The organism is Mycobacterium sp. Dal123C01 (genome assembly GCF_052566995.1).
The window spans coordinates 465,292-481,092 of the sequence record NZ_CP199580.1 but is presented as its reverse complement, the minus strand read 5'-3'; the positions used below and the strand labels follow the sequence as shown (position 1 = coordinate 481,092).

The 15,801-nt window shown below is 67.2% G+C and carries 15 protein-coding genes; 11 read left to right on the top strand and 4 right to left on the bottom strand.

The features are described from left to right. Nucleotides 1–36: 36 nt before the first annotated feature. From hemB to ACTXG5_RS02310, 3 genes are read left to right on the top strand one after another with little or no spacing between them, the layout of a single operon-like run. Nucleotides 37–1,029, top strand: coding sequence for a porphobilinogen synthase (hemB, locus tag ACTXG5_RS02320; RefSeq protein ID WP_445162161.1), 993 nt, complete (start codon nt 37–39; stop codon nt 1,027–1,029). A 7-nt stretch (nt 1,030–1,036) separates the two neighbouring features. Further along, a complete protein-coding gene (locus ACTXG5_RS02315) occupies nt 1,037–1,588 on the top strand; it encodes a DUF3093 domain-containing protein (protein WP_445162160.1) in 552 nt (183 codons plus the stop codon). Then, on the top strand, nt 1,585–1,824 hold the full coding sequence (locus ACTXG5_RS02310) for a hypothetical protein (RefSeq protein ID WP_445162159.1): 240 nt from the start codon (nt 1,585–1,587) through the stop codon (nt 1,822–1,824). Before ACTXG5_RS02315 ends, ACTXG5_RS02310 begins: the two co-directional genes overlap by 4 nt. Here ACTXG5_RS02310 and ACTXG5_RS02305 read toward each other — a convergent pair. Further along, on the bottom strand, nt 1,821–2,255 hold the full coding sequence (locus tag ACTXG5_RS02305) for an STAS domain-containing protein (RefSeq protein ID WP_445162158.1): 435 nt from the start codon (nt 2,253–2,255) through the stop codon (nt 1,821–1,823). The genes ACTXG5_RS02310 and ACTXG5_RS02305 overlap by 4 nt on opposite strands. A 303-nt stretch (nt 2,256–2,558) precedes the next feature. Here ACTXG5_RS02305 and ACTXG5_RS02300 point away from each other — a divergent pair, with 303 nt between their 5' ends. Then, nucleotides 2,559–3,776 (top strand): acyltransferase family protein, encoded by a 1,218-nt coding sequence (locus tag ACTXG5_RS02300; RefSeq protein WP_445162157.1) that lies wholly within the window; start codon nt 2,559–2,561, stop codon nt 3,774–3,776. 227 nt (nt 3,777–4,003) lie between these two features. Then, on the top strand, nt 4,004–4,699 hold the full coding sequence (locus tag ACTXG5_RS02295) for an Rv0518 family GDSL lipase (RefSeq protein WP_445162156.1): 696 nt from the start codon (nt 4,004–4,006) through the stop codon (nt 4,697–4,699). A gap of 276 nt (nt 4,700–4,975) precedes the next feature. On the opposite strand, the gene ACTXG5_RS02290 is transcribed toward ACTXG5_RS02295, so the two are convergent. Next, nucleotides 4,976–7,141, bottom strand: a complete 2,166-nt coding sequence (locus ACTXG5_RS02290) for an acyltransferase family protein (protein WP_445162155.1) — start codon at nt 7,139–7,141, stop codon at nt 4,976–4,978. 20 nt (nt 7,142–7,161) lie between these two features. After that, the gene (locus tag ACTXG5_RS02285; RefSeq protein ID WP_445162154.1) at nt 7,162–8,040 is read right to left on the bottom strand and encodes an alpha/beta hydrolase; all 879 of its coding nucleotides are present in this window, start codon (nt 8,038–8,040) and stop codon (nt 7,162–7,164) included. Nucleotides 8,041–8,253: 213 nt separating this feature from the next. Here ACTXG5_RS02285 and ACTXG5_RS02280 point away from each other — a divergent pair, with 213 nt between their 5' ends. The 4 genes from ACTXG5_RS02280 (at nt 8,254) to ACTXG5_RS02265 (ending at nt 13,371) form a co-directional block, all read left to right on the top strand. Then, entirely contained in the window at nt 8,254–9,399 is a 1,146-nt protein-coding gene (locus ACTXG5_RS02280) for an LLM class flavin-dependent oxidoreductase (RefSeq protein ID WP_445162153.1), read from the top strand. A 2-nt stretch (nt 9,400–9,401) separates the two neighbouring features. Beyond that, nucleotides 9,402–10,745 carry an MFS transporter gene (locus ACTXG5_RS02275; RefSeq protein WP_445162152.1) on the top strand — a complete coding sequence of 448 codons (1,344 nt, stop codon included), beginning with the start codon at nt 9,402–9,404 and terminating at the stop codon, nt 10,743–10,745. Nucleotides 10,746–11,145: 400 nt separating this feature from the next. Continuing rightward, nucleotides 11,146–11,889: a class I SAM-dependent methyltransferase gene (locus ACTXG5_RS02270; protein WP_445162151.1), complete on the top strand. Its 744-nt coding sequence runs from the start codon at nt 11,146–11,148 to the stop codon at nt 11,887–11,889. A 171-nt stretch (nt 11,890–12,060) separates the two neighbouring features. Beyond that, nucleotides 12,061–13,371 (top strand): amino acid permease, encoded by a 1,311-nt coding sequence (locus tag ACTXG5_RS02265; RefSeq protein WP_445164234.1) that lies wholly within the window; start codon nt 12,061–12,063, stop codon nt 13,369–13,371. Here the strand turns inward: ACTXG5_RS02265 and ACTXG5_RS02260 are convergent. Beyond that, the gene (locus tag ACTXG5_RS02260) at nt 13,355–13,750 is read right to left on the bottom strand and encodes a nitroreductase family deazaflavin-dependent oxidoreductase (protein WP_445162150.1); all 396 of its coding nucleotides are present in this window, start codon (nt 13,748–13,750) and stop codon (nt 13,355–13,357) included. The genes ACTXG5_RS02265 and ACTXG5_RS02260 overlap by 17 nt on opposite strands. 98 nt (nt 13,751–13,848) lie before the next feature. Between ACTXG5_RS02260 and hemL the strand changes: the two genes are divergently transcribed. Continuing rightward, nucleotides 13,849–15,192 carry a glutamate-1-semialdehyde 2,1-aminomutase gene (gene hemL / locus ACTXG5_RS02255; RefSeq protein ID WP_445162149.1) on the top strand — a complete coding sequence of 448 codons (1,344 nt, stop codon included), beginning with the start codon at nt 13,849–13,851 and terminating at the stop codon, nt 15,190–15,192. After that, complete coding sequence (locus ACTXG5_RS02250) at nt 15,192–15,800, top strand: histidine phosphatase family protein (RefSeq protein WP_445162148.1); 609 nt, start codon at nt 15,192–15,194, stop codon at nt 15,798–15,800. The genes hemL and ACTXG5_RS02250 overlap by 1 nt, the downstream gene beginning before the upstream one ends. Nucleotide 15,801 lies beyond the last annotated feature (1 nt).

Genomic DNA, 15,801 nt, shown 5'->3' with positions numbered 1-15,801 from the left:
CAGCTCGGCGAAGCCGGGCGCAGCGGGTCGCCACTCATGAGCGGGGGCGGTTACCCGCGGCAGCGCCCGCGTCGGCTCCGTTCCACCCCCGCGTTGCGTCGCTTGGTGGCGCAAACATCCTTGGAGCCAAGGCATTTGGTGCTGCCGATGTTCGTCGCCGACGGGATCGACGAACCGCGGCCGATCCCGTCTATGCCTGATGTCGTGCAGCACACCCGGGATTCGCTGCGCCGCACTGCCGCCGACGCCGTGGCGGCCGGGGTGGGCGGGCTGATGCTGTTCGGTGTGCCCCGCGACCAGGACAAAGACGCAACCGGCTCGGCGGGTACCGATCCTGACGGCATTCTCAACGTCGCTCTTCGCGACCTGGCCAAGGATCTCGGTGACTCCACGGTGTTGATGGCAGACACTTGCCTCGACGAGTTCACCGACCACGGGCACTGCGGCGTCCTCGACGCGCGGGGCCGGGTCGATAACGACGCCACCGTGAGCCGCTACGTGAAATTGGCTGTGGCGCAAGCGGAATCTGGTGCTCACGTGGTCGGTCCGAGCGGGATGATGGATGGGCAGGTGGGCGCCATTCGCGACGGCCTGGACGCCGCGGGCTACACCGACGTGGTGATCCTGGCCTACGCCGCGAAGTTCGCTTCGGCGTTCTATGGGCCGTTCCGGGAAGCGGTGAGCTCCAGCCTGTCCGGTGATCGTCGCACCTATCAGCAGGAACCCGGCAACGTCGCCGAAGCGGTGCGCGAGATTGAATTGGACATCGACGAGGGCGCTGACATCATCATGGTCAAACCCGCGATGGGCTATCTTGACGTGGTGGCGGCCGCGGCAGAGGTGTCGCCGGTGCCGGTAGCCGCCTACCAAGTGTCGGGGGAATACGCGATGATTTGCGCTGCGGCAGCGAACAATTGGATCGACGGGCGCGCCGCGGCGCTGGAATCACTGGTCAGCATCCGCCGTGCCGGAGCGGATATCGTGCTCACCTATTGGGCCGCCGAAGCGGCGGGTTGGCTTGCGGGATGAGGCTCCAATGACCACAGCGAGGGAGTTCAACCCCAAGCCGCTGTTCTACGAACCCGGCGCCAGCTGGCTTTGGGTGCTGAGCGGTCCCGCCGCCGCGGCGTCGATGATCCTGATTGAAATGTGGAGTGGCGCCGCGATATCGCTGTGGGTCCCGGCGATCTTTCTGGTGATGGTGTCGGCGTTCATCGGGCTGCAGATAAAGGCCGCGCGGATCCATGTTTCCGTCGAACTGACCCACGACGCCTTGCGTCAGGGCACCGAGACCATCCTGTTGCGCGAAATCGTCAAGGTCTTTCCCGAGCCCGAGAATTCGGTGAAGTCCGACAAGCCGCTGGCGAAGTGGCAGGAGTCGCGGGCGCTCGGTGAACTGTTCGGGGTGCCGCGCGGCCGTACGGGCATCGGCCTGAAGCTCACCGAGGGCCGTTCCGCGCAGGCCTGGGCGCGACGCCATCGTCACCTTCGCGACGCGCTGACCCCGCTGGTGCAGGAGCGGGTGGAGCCGGCCCGATCGGACGCCACGGATCTCGATCATCACGACGACGACGGGTCGGAGCAGTGATCGCCTCTTACCGGGCTCTGGTCGAACTCGGCCTGACCTGCGCGGCGCTGGTGGGTGTCGGGGCGAGTTGGTCGCATGCGCGTCACATCGTGGGCGTCGCGCCCATCATGGACGGGCAACCGCCGACCACGTCGTTGGTTTATGATCCTCAGCTGCTGCTGCTGGCGATGCTGCTGGCGATGATCGCCGGAGTGCTGGCAGTCGTCGGGACTGCGAGGCTGTGGCGTGCTCGCTAGGCCGTGTGCTTGATCAGCGGTAGCGCCAGCTGACGCCGGCTGACGATCGCGTCGGCCAGGCTGCGCAGCGCCGCGCGGACCGACCCGGCAATCGGGAATCCGGCCTCGTGGTCGTCGTCGTCCAGGAGATCGCTCACCGCCGGACTGGCGGCCAATGTCCACTGCACCCCAGCCGCGCGGCAGTCCTCGTCGAACCCATACAACAACGCGATACCGGCACCGGCGAAGTGACTCACCTCGGTCATATCGAGCAACAAAGAGTTGGTACCGAGGGTGAAACGGCGGATGTAGTCACGAACCCGATCAGCATTGACCGCGTCGATTTCGCCCCGGATCGACACCACTGTCGCAAGGTGGCGGCACTGTGCCCGAATCTGGGCGCCGCTGCATTCGAAGCTGCCGTTGCCCTGTCGGCTCATCGCGATCGTCATGAGCACTCCATTCCCCAATGTTGCGAAGGCCGACACAACGCCGACCGAAGCTAACTACTACGTTCCCCGCCAAAGTTAAGGAGACCGGTAGTTACGTCTAACTGTTTGCTAAAAAGCTGACCACACAGCGCGCGTAGGTCAGCGACGCGGCCACACCGCCGCCGTCACGCGATCCGGGCTGCCACGCTGTTAGGCTGCTCTGGCTGCCAGTTGCGAGTCGGGGGGCTTGTGATAGGGCGAAAACGCCAGGTCAGCCGGGTGAGAAGGCCAACGAAACTGCAAAGTCCAGACCGAAAGAGCGTCGTGCGCAGCCGAGAGATCAAGGGTGAAATCAAGGCCCTGACGGGACTTCGCATCGTCGCAGCGGTGTGGGTGGTGCTGTTTCATTTCCGGCCGATGCTCAGCGACATCTCGCCCGATTTCCGCGAGGACCTTGCGCCGGTGCTCAACTGCGGCGCGCAGGGCGTCGATCTGTTCTTCATCCTCAGCGGGTTCGTGCTGAGCTGGAACTACCTCGACCGCATGGGCCGGTCCTGGTCGACGCGCGAGACCCTGCACTTCCTGTGGCTGCGGCTGGCCCGGGTGTGGCCGGTGTACCTGGTCACCATGCACCTGGCCGCGCTGCTGGTGATCCTGTCGCTGCACGTCGGCCACACCCCGCTGCCCGAAGCGAGCTCGCTCACGGCGATCAGCTATGTGCGGCAGGTGCTGCTCATACAGTTGTGGTTCGAGCCGTTCTTCGACGGCACCAGCTGGGATGGGCCGGCCTGGTCGATCAGCGCGGAATGGCTGGCCTACCTGCTGTTCGGCCTGCTTGCGCTGGTGATCTTCCGGATGAAGCTGGCCACCCGGGCGCGGACGCTGATGTGGCTGGCCGTGGTGGCCTCACTCCCGCCGGTGGTGATGCTGTTGGCCAGCGGTCACTTCTACACGCCGTGGAGCTGGCTGCCGCGGATCGTGACCCAGTTCGCCGCCGGCGCGCTGGCCTGCGCTGCCGTGCGCCGATTGCGGCTGAGCGATCGTGGTCGCCACATCGCCGGGTACCTCTCGCTGCTTCTGCTGGCTGCCGTGGTGGGCGTCCTCTACTGGTTCAACGCACACCCGATCTCCGGAGTCGTGGAAAACGACAGCAGCGGGGTGGTCGACGTGCTGTTCATTCCGCTGGTGATCACGCTGGCGGTCGGCCTGGGCAGTCTGCCCAGGCTGCTGTCCACCCGGGTGATGGTCTACGGCGGGCAGATCTCGTTCGGCCTGTACATGGTGCACGAGCTGGTGCACACCTCTTGGGGTTGGGCGGTTGACCAATTCACGCTCACGCCGTGGGAGTCCGACTCCCCCTGGAAATGGAACGTCATCGGCCTTTTCGCGATCGCCCTGGCTCTTTCCAGCCTGCTGTACCACTTCGTGGAGGAACCCGCCCGTCGCTGGATGCGCAGGATGGTCGACGTCCGGCCCGCGACCTCCCGCAAGGTCCACCCGATCGACGGCGGGCTGGAACCGGTCACCGTCCGCGCGGTGTGACCGCCGCCTCAGTGTCGACGAATCATGCTGTGCCCCAAAACCTCTCGGACGCGGATTCGGCAGCGTTGGTCGCGCCGCACTGGTAGTTTGAGCCTTGCTGATCGGCTTCGGCGTGGATCACAGGGGTGCCACAGCGCGTTTTACGGTCAGTTCGGGTCAGTTGTTCGTACGATTCCGTTGATTGGGGTGCATCACACGGCCATGCCGTGCGCAGGGGGGAGGTTGGGGTGAGTCGTCTGGCCGTGTTCGTCGTCAATCTCGCTCTGCTGGTCGGCGTGCTCTTTCACGACATGGCACACCCGGCAAGCGTGCGGGCTTACGACACGTTGACGCTCGATGGGCGGCTCACCCACATCGCGGTGGTCGGCGACTCGTATACGACCGGCACCGACGAGGGCGGCCTGGGCCCGAAATCGTGGACCTCTCTTACCTGGCAGACCCTCGGTAAACGTGGACTGCAGATCGCCGCGGATGTGGCGGCTGAGGGCAGAGCCGGTTACGTGGTGCCCGGCGACCACGGCAGCGTCTTTCAGGATCTGACAGCCAGGGCGGCCAAGCCCGATGACGTGCTGGTGGTGTTCTTCGGCTCCCGCAACGACCAGGGCGCCGACCCCGGCCTACTGGCCGGAAGGGCTCGCGACGCCTTCGACCTCGCGCGCACTCTCGCTCCGGCGGCGAGGTTCCTGGTGATCGGTCCGCCGTGGCCGACCGCCGATGTGCCCGATTCGGTACTGCAGATTCGCGATGTGCTCAACGCTGAGGCACGGGCTGCGGGAGCGGCGTTCGTCGACCCGATCGGCGCTCACTGGTTCGTCGACAGGCCCGACCTGATCGGCCCGGATGGTGTGCACCCCAACGACGCCGGGCATCGATATCTGGCCGACAAGATTGCACCGCTGATCCGCACGCAACTGTTCAGGTGAGGAAGCGCTCGCAATTTCAGCGGGCTGGCTCCCCGCCAAAATACCGGCCGCGCAAGGCTTTACGCGCCAAAGTTAGCGCTCAGTCTTCTGCGTGCCGCTCGTAGTCCCACTGCTCCAGGCGTGCTTGCACGTGCATCCAACCAATTCCGACGACTGGCGTAGCAGCCGCGATGCAGACCAGCAACAGCGGGGACATTTCAAACCTCCAAAACCCTTTCATTCCTAACACGTTCGGAATTGCGGTGGGGTTCATTTGCAAAGAAAGACATCGCAACGTCACCCCTCCGTTATGGCATCGTCGGCCAGTGCGCCCATCACCGGTGCCAGCAGTTGCGCGTACTCGGTTGTGACGTGGTTGTCGTCGCGGAACACCAGGGTGTTACCGACGATCATCGGGCAGCGATCGGCGGTGCAGAACAGGTCGGTGAGATCGGCGTAGTGACCGCCGTTCCCGGTGGTCGCCGCCTGCTCCGCGGAGATACCGCCGTCGTCGACCGCGACCGAACGGTTCGGCGCGCAGGCTGTGGCGTCCTCGAGGTGCCCAGACAGGCAGGTGGGCGCCGGGGATTGCGGATCCGGGGCAGGGCCGAGGACCAGGACGGTCGCGCCGGTGCGCCGCAGCTCTGCGACGGTGCGACCCAAGGTGTCGAGCCACGCCGGATCGTAGGACGCAAAGCCGAAGTCACTGCCGTAGCGCCGGCTCATGTCCAGCACGACCAGACGCGGGTGTTCGGCGGCCACGCGGGCCATGACCTGGCCGCGCCACTGTTCGCACTCGGTGTACTCGCGGCCCAGATACGGGCTGTCGATGGGCAGGTCCTGCATCGGGCAGGTCACTTTGGCCAGCGTCTCCAGCCGCCAGTGCCGCTGCTCGGCAACCTGCTGGAACGCCGGGCTCCACATCGCTGCATGCGAGTCGCCGATCAGCGCGACCGTCGTCGGCGAGCCGATGTCGGCTGCCGCGCACTCGGGTTGCCCGGCGTCGCGCCAGGATCGCACGCAGCCGTTGACGAAGACGGCCGCCTTGTCGGCCGGCGCCTGGGCCAGCGGCGGGTCCAGATTCGACGGGACGGCCAGCAGCCCCGCTCCCGCCGCGACGGCGTCGCGCACCTGCGCGAAGGCCTGCTGAACCGCCGCCCCCTGTGGAGCGACGGGGGCGGTCGAGGGCAGCGCCGCGAAATTGGCCCTCGATGCGGCCGGACCGTGACCGACCGGAACCGGTATCACCGTCAGCAACAACAGGCATGCGGACGCGGTGGCTGCGCTGGCGACCCCGGCCACCGCCAGGCTGGCTTTGACCGACCGGCGCAGGGCAGCGGCGAACCGGCCGGGGTTCTCCACCAGATGGAAGGTGATCACCGCCAGCCCGGCGGAGACGGCGGTCGCGGCCAGTCGAGCCGGCAGGCCGGCGGGCTCACCCAGTAGCCGCGGCATCAGCAGCAGCACCGGCCAATGCCATAGGTACCAGGAGTAGGACACCCGTCCGATCGCTCGCATCGCCGGGTGGCACAGCAGGCGACCGACCCCCAGGCTGCGGGTGACACAGCCGCTGCCGATCACCAGCGCGGTGCCCAGCACGGGTAGCAGCGCCGCGGTGCCGGGGTAGGGGGTGGTGGGGCCCAGCTGGGTGCAGGTCAGCAGGATCAGAGCCAGGCCGCCCCAACCGGCGATCGCCGCGGGCAGCAGCGGCAGCTGGCGCCACTGCTGGATCGACAGCGCGACCAGGCCGCCGGCGGCGAGCTCCCAGGCGCGGGTGGGCAGCGAGAAGAACGCCCACGGCGGCGAGGTGCGGGTCAACAGCACGGCTGTCGCCAACGAGGCCGCGGCGACCAATGCCAGCACCACCGCGTAGGGCGCCGCCTGTGCCGCGGCGCCGCGCCGGACGCGTCCGACGAGCCACGCGGTGCCGATGATCAGCATTGGCCACACCAGGTAGAACTGCTCCTCGACGCCCAGGGACCAGTAGTGCTGGAACGGCGAGGGCATGTCTGCGTTCAGGTAGTCGGTGCCCCGGGTGGCGAACCGGTAGTTGCCGACGTACAGCGCGCTGGCGATGCCATCGGTGAAGACGCTTCGCGCCTGCAACGGCGGCAGCACGACGGCCGCCGCGATGGCGGTGAGGACGCCGACGGTGGCCGCTGCCGGTAACAGGCGGCGGGCCCGCGCACCGTAAAAGCGGCCCAATGCAACGGTATTGGTGGTGCTGACCTCGCGCCAGAGCAAGCCGGTGATCAGGAAGCCGGAGATGACGAAGAAGACGTCGACGCCGATGAAGCCGCCGGCGGTACCGGGTACGCCTGCGTGATAGAGCACGACGGCAACCACCGCGACGGCCCGCAGGCCCTCGATGTCCGGGCGGAACCCGCGCCGCTGCACTTGGTGGGTGGGGTCAGCGCCCGCTGGCGAGGGCGGGCTGGTCGCGGTTTCCGGTCGGACTGTCATACCTCTTTCGGGTGCCTCGGTTAGGTGGCCAGCCAGGACATCTCGCCGGGCAACTGCAAACGCCACCAGGTCATGTCGTGGCCGCCGACAGTGAAGCTCACTGCCGGTGGCGTTTGCAGTTGGCTGACGAATTGGCGGGTGGCGGGATAGAAGCGATCGAAGGTGCCGCAGTCCACCCGCAGCGGGATCTGCGTTAACGCCGGCAGGCCCACCACGCTGTTGGCCATCCAATCGTCGTAGCTGTCGAACGCCCCGGGTGCGCTATCGGTGTAGGACGTGTACAGCGCCGGGCTGATCGCGCAGATCCCCGCGGTCCGCGACGGCCCCAGCTTGGCGCCCAGGTGCATCGCGCCGTACCCGCCCATCGACCAGCCCATGAAGCCCACCCGGGACGTATCGAGGCCCATCGAACCCAGCATCGGCAGCAGCTCGTCGAGAACCATTGCGCCGGAGTCGCTGCCGTCGACCCGTTTGTGCCAGTAGGAATCGGAGCCGCCGTCGACGCCCACCACGGCGAACGGTGGCCTGCCCTCCTTGACCAGCCGGGCCAGGGCGTCCTCGACACCGCAGTCGAGCATCATGTTTGCGTCGCCGTCCTTGCCGTGCAACGCGATCACCGGGCGCAGCAGCCCGCTCTGCGAGGTCTGTCCGGGCGGCAGGGCGATCACCCAATTGGTCTTGACGCCGCCGCGCGCCTTTGAGATGAACGAGCCCGTCAGTTTGGAGGGCAGGTTGCTACTCGCGGTCGACGGCTCGAAAGGGCCGGGCGACTGCGGCTGTGCCTGCGGCTCCAGCGGATCCAGCCAGGCGTTCAGGGCCCAGACGCCTGCTGCCGCAGCGCTGGCACTGGCGCCCATTCGCAGCACCGCGCGGCGGTTCAAATCACGCACGAGGGCCATAATGCCGCGCGCACTGGGGTTTTCCGACCCTGCCACGCCGTTTGCAAGGGCTTTGTGACGCGGCATTTATCGAGCAGTTACGTCCACCGTCGGGGGGAATCGAATCTGGCAGGTTTCAACCCTCGCGCGCCGCGGCGAGCTTCGGGAGGCTGGAGCTTTCGTGTGTGGCCACGACAGTCGACCGAATGCTGATCAAGAGCGGAAGAGGATTGGATGAGTCTGGCATTTCATTGGTTTTTGCCGACGTACGGGGATTCGCGCAACCTCGTTGCCGGCGGGCACGGCACCGCGATGCAGGGCGACCGGCCCGCTACGTTGCGCTATTTGCACCAGATTTGCGCGGCCGCCGAAGACAACGGCTTCGAGGCGGTGCTCACCCCGACCGGCTTGTGGTGTGAAGACGCCTGGTTGACGACGGCGATGCTGATCGAGCGCACCGAGACGCTGAAGTTCCTGGTCGCATTCCGCCCGGGACTGCTCAGCCCCACCCTGGCCGCGCAGATGGCCGGCACGTTCCAGCGGCACTCGGATGGACGGCTGCTGCTCAATGTCGTCACCGGCGGCGAACCCCACGAACAACAGGCCTACGGCGATTTCCTGGACAAACAAGCGCGCTACGCGCGTACCGCCGAGTTCCTGCATGTGGTGCGGGAACTGTGGACCTCGAAGGAGCCGGTGACGTTCGCCGGTGAGCACATCCGTATCGAGGGTGCGCAGCTCAACAACCCGCCCGACCCGATACCCGCGGTGTTCTTCGGCGGATCGTCGGGATCGGCCGGGCCAGTGGCCGCCAACTACTCCGACGTGTACCTCACCTGGGGTGAACCGCGGGCTGCCGTCAGCGAGAAATTGGACTGGATTCGTGGGCTGGCCGCCGAGGCCGGCCGGACCCTGCAATTCGGATTGCGGATCCACGTGATCAGCCGCCCCACCGCAGAGGAAGCGTGGGCCGAAGCCGACCGGCTGCTGTCGGCCATCGACCCGGCCGACATCGAGCGGGTGCAGGCCAGCCTGTCGCGCAGCGAATCCGAGGGGCAGCGCCGGATGCTGAATTTGCACGGCGGCAAGAGTGGTGAGCTGCTGATTGCGCCCAACCTGTGGGCCGGTGTCGGCCTGGTGCGCGGTGGTGCGGGCACCGCGCTGGTCGGCTCGCACGAAGAGGTCGCCGAACGGCTGGCCGAATACGCGGACCTCGGTATCGACCACTTCATCCTGTCCGGATATCCCCACTTGGAAGAGGCGTACTGGTTCGGCGAGGGCGTGCTGCCGCTGCTGGAGCGCCGGGGCCTGTGGAAACACCCCAACCGCAAGGCCCAGCCGGCCTCGGCGACGCCGTTCGCGGCCGCCTCGGCGCAGTAGCCATGGCGACGACCTTGCCCGACGCAGCGAGAGCGGCGCCGGACGGCTACGACGAATCCGACGCCGATCGCCGCCGGCGGCTGCGGACCGTCGTTGCCGCGAGCCTGCTCGGCACCACCGTGGAGTGGTACGACTTCTTCCTCTACGCCACCGCCGCCGGCCTGGTCTTCAACAAGCTGTTCTTCCCCAACGCCAGCTCGCTGGTGGGCACGCTGCTGGCGTTCGCGACCTTCGCGGTCGGGTTCGTCATGCGGCCCATCGGTGGCCTGGTGTTCGGCCACATCGGCGACCGGATCGGCCGCAAGCGCAGCCTCGCGCTGACGATGGTGATCATGGGCTTGGCGACGGCGCTGATCGGGGTGTTGCCCAGCGCCGCCCAGATCGGGGTGTGGGCGCCCGTCCTGCTGTTGGTGCTACGGATGCTGCAGGGCTTCGCGCTGGGTGGCGAGTGGGGCGGTGCGGTGCTGCTGGCCGTCGAGCACAGTCCCAGTGACCGGCGCGGCCGCTACGGGGCGATCCCGCAGATCGGCCTGGCGCTCGGCTTGGCGCTCGGCACCGGGATATTCGCGTACCTGCAGGTCGTTTTGGGCCCAGCTCGGTTTTTGTCATACGGCTGGCGCATCGGATTCCTGCTCAGCCTGGTGCTGGTGGTGATCGGCATCATCGTGCGACTGCGGGTCGAGGAGACCCCGGCGTTCCGCCAGTTACGCGACCTCGAGACCGGATCCACCGTGCCCATCCGGGAAATCATCCGCGAACCTAAATCCCGGCGAAACACCTTGCTGGGGCTGTTGTCTCGCTGGGCCGAGGGCTCGGCGTTCAACACCTGGGGTGTTTTCGCGATCAGCTACGCCACCGGCGCGCTGGGCTTCAACAAGGTGTCGGTTCTCGTCGTGGTGACCATTGCCGCCCTGCTGATGGCGGTGCTGCTGCCCGTGTCGGGAGCACTGAGCGACCGGTACGGCGCCCGCCGGGTGTATCTGATCGGTGTGGCCCTGTACGGGCTGGCGGTCTTCCCGGCGTTCGCCCTGTTCGGCACCAAGAACCTGGTCTGGTTCGGGCTGGCGATGATCATCGTGTTCGGCGTCGTGCACGCGCTGCTCTACGGCGCGCAAGGCACCCTGTACTCGTCGCTGTATCCCACCGGCACTCGCTACACCGGTTTGTCGTTCGTCTACCAGTTCTCCGGCATCTACGCCTCCGGGGTGACCCCGATGATCCTCACCGCGCTGATCGCGGCCGTCGGCGGCGCGCCATGGCTGGCGTGCGGGTATCTGGTTGCGACCGCGGTGATTAGCGTGGTCGCCACGGCACTGATCCGGGAGAAGGATCTGTATCTGCGGTGACCGGGGTGGTCCGTGGTGGCTACCTCTTTGGATGAGCTGGACTTTGACGGACATGCGCGTGTGCGGCGCCGTGCTTTCGGCCGGCTTGTCAACGTAAATTGCGTGACACCCGCGGCGACGCTGGGCCTGCCGGGACCGCCTGAGCGATTGTGCCCGCGCTCGTCAGCTGTCCGTCTCTGCGGTATGAGCGAGATCGCGTCGCTTTGGTGAGAGTTGTATCGCGGATGAGTTTCGCTGTGCAAACCCCGGCTCTCGGTCCGCCGGTTGGGTTCGCTGCCGTGACTATAAGCGTTGTCTCAGTAAGGATTTCAACCCGTTAAGCTGAATCTTGCCAGCGAATTTAGTGAACAATTCCCGTCTGCAAAGTGCATCACTACCGATCGCACGAGAGCGAGAGCACATGACAACCGACATCAATGCGGCCAGTTTCGAGCCGCTGTACGCCGAAGCCGAAAATACCAAGGACCTGATCCCGTGGGACATCGGGGGACCGCAGCCGGCGGTGCAGCAGTTGGTGGCCTACGGTGCGATCCGCGGCGAGGTGCTCGACCCGGGCACCGGTCACGGGTACAACGCGATCTACTTTGCTTCGCAAGGGTTTTCGGTCACCGGTATCGACGGGTCGTCCACGGCAATCGCGCAGGCCAAGCGCAATGCCCAGCGTGCCGGGGTCAAGGTCGATTTCCAGGTGGCCGACGCCACCAAGCTAGAGGGCCTCGAGAACCGGTTCGACACGGTGGTGGACAGTGCGTTCTACCACGTATTCCTGGGTGACGAAGCCGTCCAGACTGCGTATGCGCACGCGCTGCACCGGGCCACCAAACCCGGCGCGCGGCTGTTCATGTTCGAGTTCGCCCCACACAACGTCAACGGCATTCAATGGGAAGCCATACCTGCCGACAACTTCGATCGGGTGCTGGGCGCCACCGGCTGGCACCTCGACTATCTCGGGCCCACCACCTATGAGGGGCGTTGGGCCCCCGACACACTCGACCGCATGACCGCAATCCTCACTGGCCCGCTGGGCGACAATGTCGAGAAATTGGAGGTCATGAAGCAGCAGCTTGCCGTTATCCGGCCACTGCTACAGGACAACCGGGTGCACATGCCGGTGTGGTCGGTGGTGGCCACCCGCGTGGATTGATCCGTGGCAGGTGCCGTTTGCTGCTAGCGTCCGGTAATGCGGCGCGCGCAGAGGCGGGCGGATTCCGGGGCCGGGGACACCAGCGATAGTGGCCCCCGACACGGGGTGCAACGTTCCGAGCCGGAGTCCGTTCTGCAACTGCGCCAAGGACTTTCGCAGCGGCAGCTGAGCATGATCGCGCTCGGCGGGGTGATCGGTGCGGGGTTGTTCGTCGGGTCGGGCGTGGTGATCCGCGACACCGGGCCCGCCGCAGTTGTCACCTATGCACTGTGCGGTGTGCTGGTCGTTCTGGTGATGCGGATGCTGGGCGAGATGGCGGCCGCGAACCCGTCGACCGGGTCCTTCGCCGACTACGCGGCACAGGCGCTGGGTGGCTGGGCGGGGTTTTCGGTGGGCTGGCTGTACTGGTACTTCTGGGTGATCGTCGTCGGGTTCGAGGCGGTCGCCGGCGGCAAAGTCCTCAACTACTGGTTCCACGCGCCGCTGTGGGTGCTGTCGCTGTGCCTGATGGTGCTGATGACCGCGACGAACCTGTTCTCGGTGACATCGTTCGGCGAGTTCGAATTCTGGTTCGCCGGAATCAAAGTCGCGACCATCGTGATCTTCCTCGGCATCGGAACGGCGTTCGTGCTCGGGCTGTGGCCCGGTCGCCACGGCGGGTTCGCCAACCTGACCGCGCAAGGCGGATTCTTCCCGAAAGGCGTCGGCGCGGTCTTCGCTGCCATCGTCGTGGTGATCTTCTCGATGGTGGGCGCCGAAATCGTCACCATCGCCGCGGCCGAAAGTCGCGACCCCGCGCTCGGAGTCCAGCGGGCGACGAGATCGGTTGTCGCGCGCATCGCGATCTTCTTCGTCGGTTCGATCTTTCTGCTCGTCGTCATCCTGCCGTGGAATTCGGTGGAGCTCGGCGCATCGCCGTATGTCGCCGCGTTCAAGCACATGGGCCTGGCCGGCGCGGATCAGGTGATGAACGCGGTGGTGCTCACCGCGGTGCTGTCCTGCCTGAACTCCGGGTTGTACACGGCGTCGCGCATGCTGTTTGTGCTGGCCGCCCGCAACGAGGCGCCGATGCGGCTGGTCAAACTCAGCGGGCGTGGCGTCCCGCACATCGCCATCTTGTTCTCGTCGGCGATCGGCTTCCTGTGCGTCATCATGTCGTGGGTCGCGCCCCGCACCGTATTTCTTTTCCTGCTCAACTCCTCGGGCGCGATCATCTTGTTCGTCTACTGGCTGATCGCGCTTTCGCAGATCATCCTGCGTCGCCGGACGCCCGCCGAGAAGCTGCGCGTGAAGATGTGGTTTTTCCCGGTGCTGTCGATGCTCACGCTCGCCGGGATCACGGCCGTCCTGGTGCAGATGGCGTTCGACGCGTCGGCGCGCAGCCAGCTCTGGCTCAGCCTGCTGTCGTGGGCGGTGGTGCTGGCGATCTACGCCGTCGCCCGCGCCCGCGGCCGAACCGCCGCCGCTAGGAGGCCCGGGTAAACAGCACCGCCTGCTCGAATGGCAACCTGCCGAAAACCCGCCGCGTCCCGCCGCTCACGTGCTCGGCCGCCTCGTCCCTGGTGACGACCTGGGGGTCGGCGATGCCGAAGGTCTTGCCGTGGCGGCGCATCTGCCCGCCGTCGGCCGCCTTGAGATTCTTCAGCCAGTCGCGGTCCGGGCCGTAGGTGAGCAGGACCGCAACGCCGGGTTTGCCGTTCACGGTGGCGTTGAACGCGCTCACCGGCGTGCGGTAGGCCTTGCCGGACTTTCGTCCGACATGCTCGATGATCGCGAACGACGGGGCCCAGCCGGCCCACAGCCGCTGAATGGGGTTGGTGACGTGCCGGTTGAAACGGGCCAGGCCTTCGGGGAGTCGCATACCACCATCCAACTCGCCGGACCCCGCCCACTTCAACCCGCAACCAACTCTTACACCCTGTAGTTGATCGCTGTTCGCAGGCTGGAACACTGGTCGTCATGGGCAGCACTGACCAGGCCGCCGCTGTGTCCAGTGGGGGCGTGGCCACCTCGGCGCGTCTTTTCACCGAGGCGTGCGCGGTGATTCCCGGCGGGGTGAACTCGCCGGTCCGCGCGTTCACCGCGGTGGGTGGTACGCCGCGCTTCATCACCGAGGCGCATGGCTGTCTGCTCACCGATGCCGACGGCAACCGCTACGTCGACCTGGTCTGTTCGTGGGGGCCGATGATCCTCGGCCACGCGCACCCGGCCGTTGTCGACGCGGTCGCCAGGGCCGCGGCGACGGGATTGTCGTTCGGGGCGCCCACCCCCGCGGAGACCGAGTTGGCCACCGAGATCATCGGCCGGGTTGCGCCGGTGCAGCGGATCCGGTTGGTGAACTCCGGCACCGAGGCCACCATGAGCGCGGTGCGGCTGGCCCGCGGTTTCACCGGCAGGGCCAAGATCGTCAAGTTCTCCGGCTGCTATCACGGCCACGTGGACGCATTGCTCGCGGACGCGGGGTCCGGGGTGGCGACGCTGGGCCTGCCGTCCTCGCCCGGGGTCACCGGCGCCACTGCGGCCGACACAATCGTGTTGCCCTACAACGACATAGACAGTGTGGCCGCCGTGTTCGCCCGGTTCGGCGACCAGATCGCCGCGGTGATCACCGAGGCCAGCCCCGGCAATATGGGCGTCGTCCCGCCCGCGCCCGGCTACAACGCGGCGCTGCGGACAATCACCGCCGAGCACGGCGCGCTGCTGATCATCGACGAGGTGATGACCGGTTTCCGGGTCAGCCGAAGCGGTTGGTACGGAATCGATCCGGTCGACGCCGACCTGTTCACGTTCGGAAAAGTGATGAGCGGCGGGCTGCCGGCCGCGGCGTTCGGTGGGCGGGCCGACGTGATGGAACGGCTGGCCCCGCTGGGGCCGGTGTATCAGGCCGGCACGTTGTCGGGTAACCCGGTGGCGATGGCCGCCGGGCTGGCCACCCTGCGCACCGCCGACGCCGCCGTCTACGCGGCGCTGGACGCCAACGCCGACCGCCTGGCCGGGCTGTTCTCCGAGGCGCTCACCAATGCCGGTGTGCCGCATCAGATTCCGCGGGCCGGCAATATGCTCAGTGTGTTCTTCGCGGACACGCCGGTCACCGACTTCGCGTCCGCGCGCAACAGTCAGACCTGGCGCTATCCGGCGTTCTTCCACGCCCTGCTGGACGCGGGCGTGTACCCGCCGTGCAGCGCCTTCGAGGCATGGTTCGTCTCGGCGGCACTCGACGACACCGCGTTCGGGCGCATCGCGGACGCGCTGCCCCTCGCGGCCCGCGCGGCCGCGAGCGCCACCCTGGAGGGGAAGTCCTGATGGCCGAGCAAACCCTGGTGCATGTGATGCGGCACGGCGAGGTGCACAACCCCGGCGGCATCCTGTACGGCCGGCTGCCCGGATTTCACCTGTCCGACCGGGGCAGGGCGCAAGCCGAGGCCGTCGCCGATGCGCTGGCCGGCCGCGACATCGTCGCGGTCATCGCCTCCCCGCTGCAGCGGGCCCAGGAGACGGCCGCGCCGATCGCGGCCAAGCACGACCTGGCCGTGGACACCGACCCCGACCTGATCGAATCGGCCAACTTCTTCGAGGGCAAGCGCATGGGCCCGGGCGACGGCGCCTGGCGGGACCCGCGGTTTTGGTGGCAGCTGCGCAACCCGTTCACACCGTCCTGGGGTGAGCCCTACGCGGAGATCGCGGCCCGCATGTCGACCGCGGTGGACAAGGCGCGTGCTCGCGGCGCCGGCCACGAGGTGGTCTGCGTCAGCCACCAGCTGCCGGTGTGGACGCTGCGGCTGCACCTGACCGGCAAGCGGCTCTGGCACGACCCGCGGCGGCGCGAGTGCGACCTCGCCTCGCTGACCACCCTGGTCTACGACGGTGACCGGCTGGTCGGCGTCGAATACTCCCAACCGGCGGGCGCTTGAT

Coding starts and splice junctions, on each gene's coding strand:
- hemB (WP_445162161.1), top strand. CDS start 37: ATGAGCGGGGGCGGTTACCCGCGGCAGCGCCCGCGTCGGCTCCGTTCC.
- hemL (WP_445162149.1), top strand. CDS start 13,849: ATGGGCAGCACTGACCAGGCCGCCGCTGTGTCCAGTGGGGGCGTGGCC.
- ACTXG5_RS02315 (WP_445162160.1), top strand. CDS start 1,037: ATGACCACAGCGAGGGAGTTCAACCCCAAGCCGCTGTTCTACGAACCC.
- ACTXG5_RS02270 (WP_445162151.1), top strand. CDS start 11,146: ATGACAACCGACATCAATGCGGCCAGTTTCGAGCCGCTGTACGCCGAA.
- ACTXG5_RS02285 (WP_445162154.1), bottom strand. CDS start 8,040: ATGGCCCTCGTGCGTGATTTGAACCGCCGCGCGGTGCTGCGAATGGGC.
- ACTXG5_RS02250 (WP_445162148.1), top strand. CDS start 15,192: ATGGCCGAGCAAACCCTGGTGCATGTGATGCGGCACGGCGAGGTGCAC.
- ACTXG5_RS02290 (WP_445162155.1), bottom strand. CDS start 7,141: ATGACAGTCCGACCGGAAACCGCGACCAGCCCGCCCTCGCCAGCGGGC.
- ACTXG5_RS02265 (WP_445164234.1), top strand. CDS start 12,061: ATGATCGCGCTCGGCGGGGTGATCGGTGCGGGGTTGTTCGTCGGGTCG.
- ACTXG5_RS02260 (WP_445162150.1), bottom strand. CDS start 13,750: ATGCGACTCCCCGAAGGCCTGGCCCGTTTCAACCGGCACGTCACCAAC.
- ACTXG5_RS02305 (WP_445162158.1), bottom strand. CDS start 2,255: ATGACGATCGCGATGAGCCGACAGGGCAACGGCAGCTTCGAATGCAGC.
- ACTXG5_RS02275 (WP_445162152.1), top strand. CDS start 9,402: ATGGCGACGACCTTGCCCGACGCAGCGAGAGCGGCGCCGGACGGCTAC.
- ACTXG5_RS02280 (WP_445162153.1), top strand. CDS start 8,254: ATGAGTCTGGCATTTCATTGGTTTTTGCCGACGTACGGGGATTCGCGC.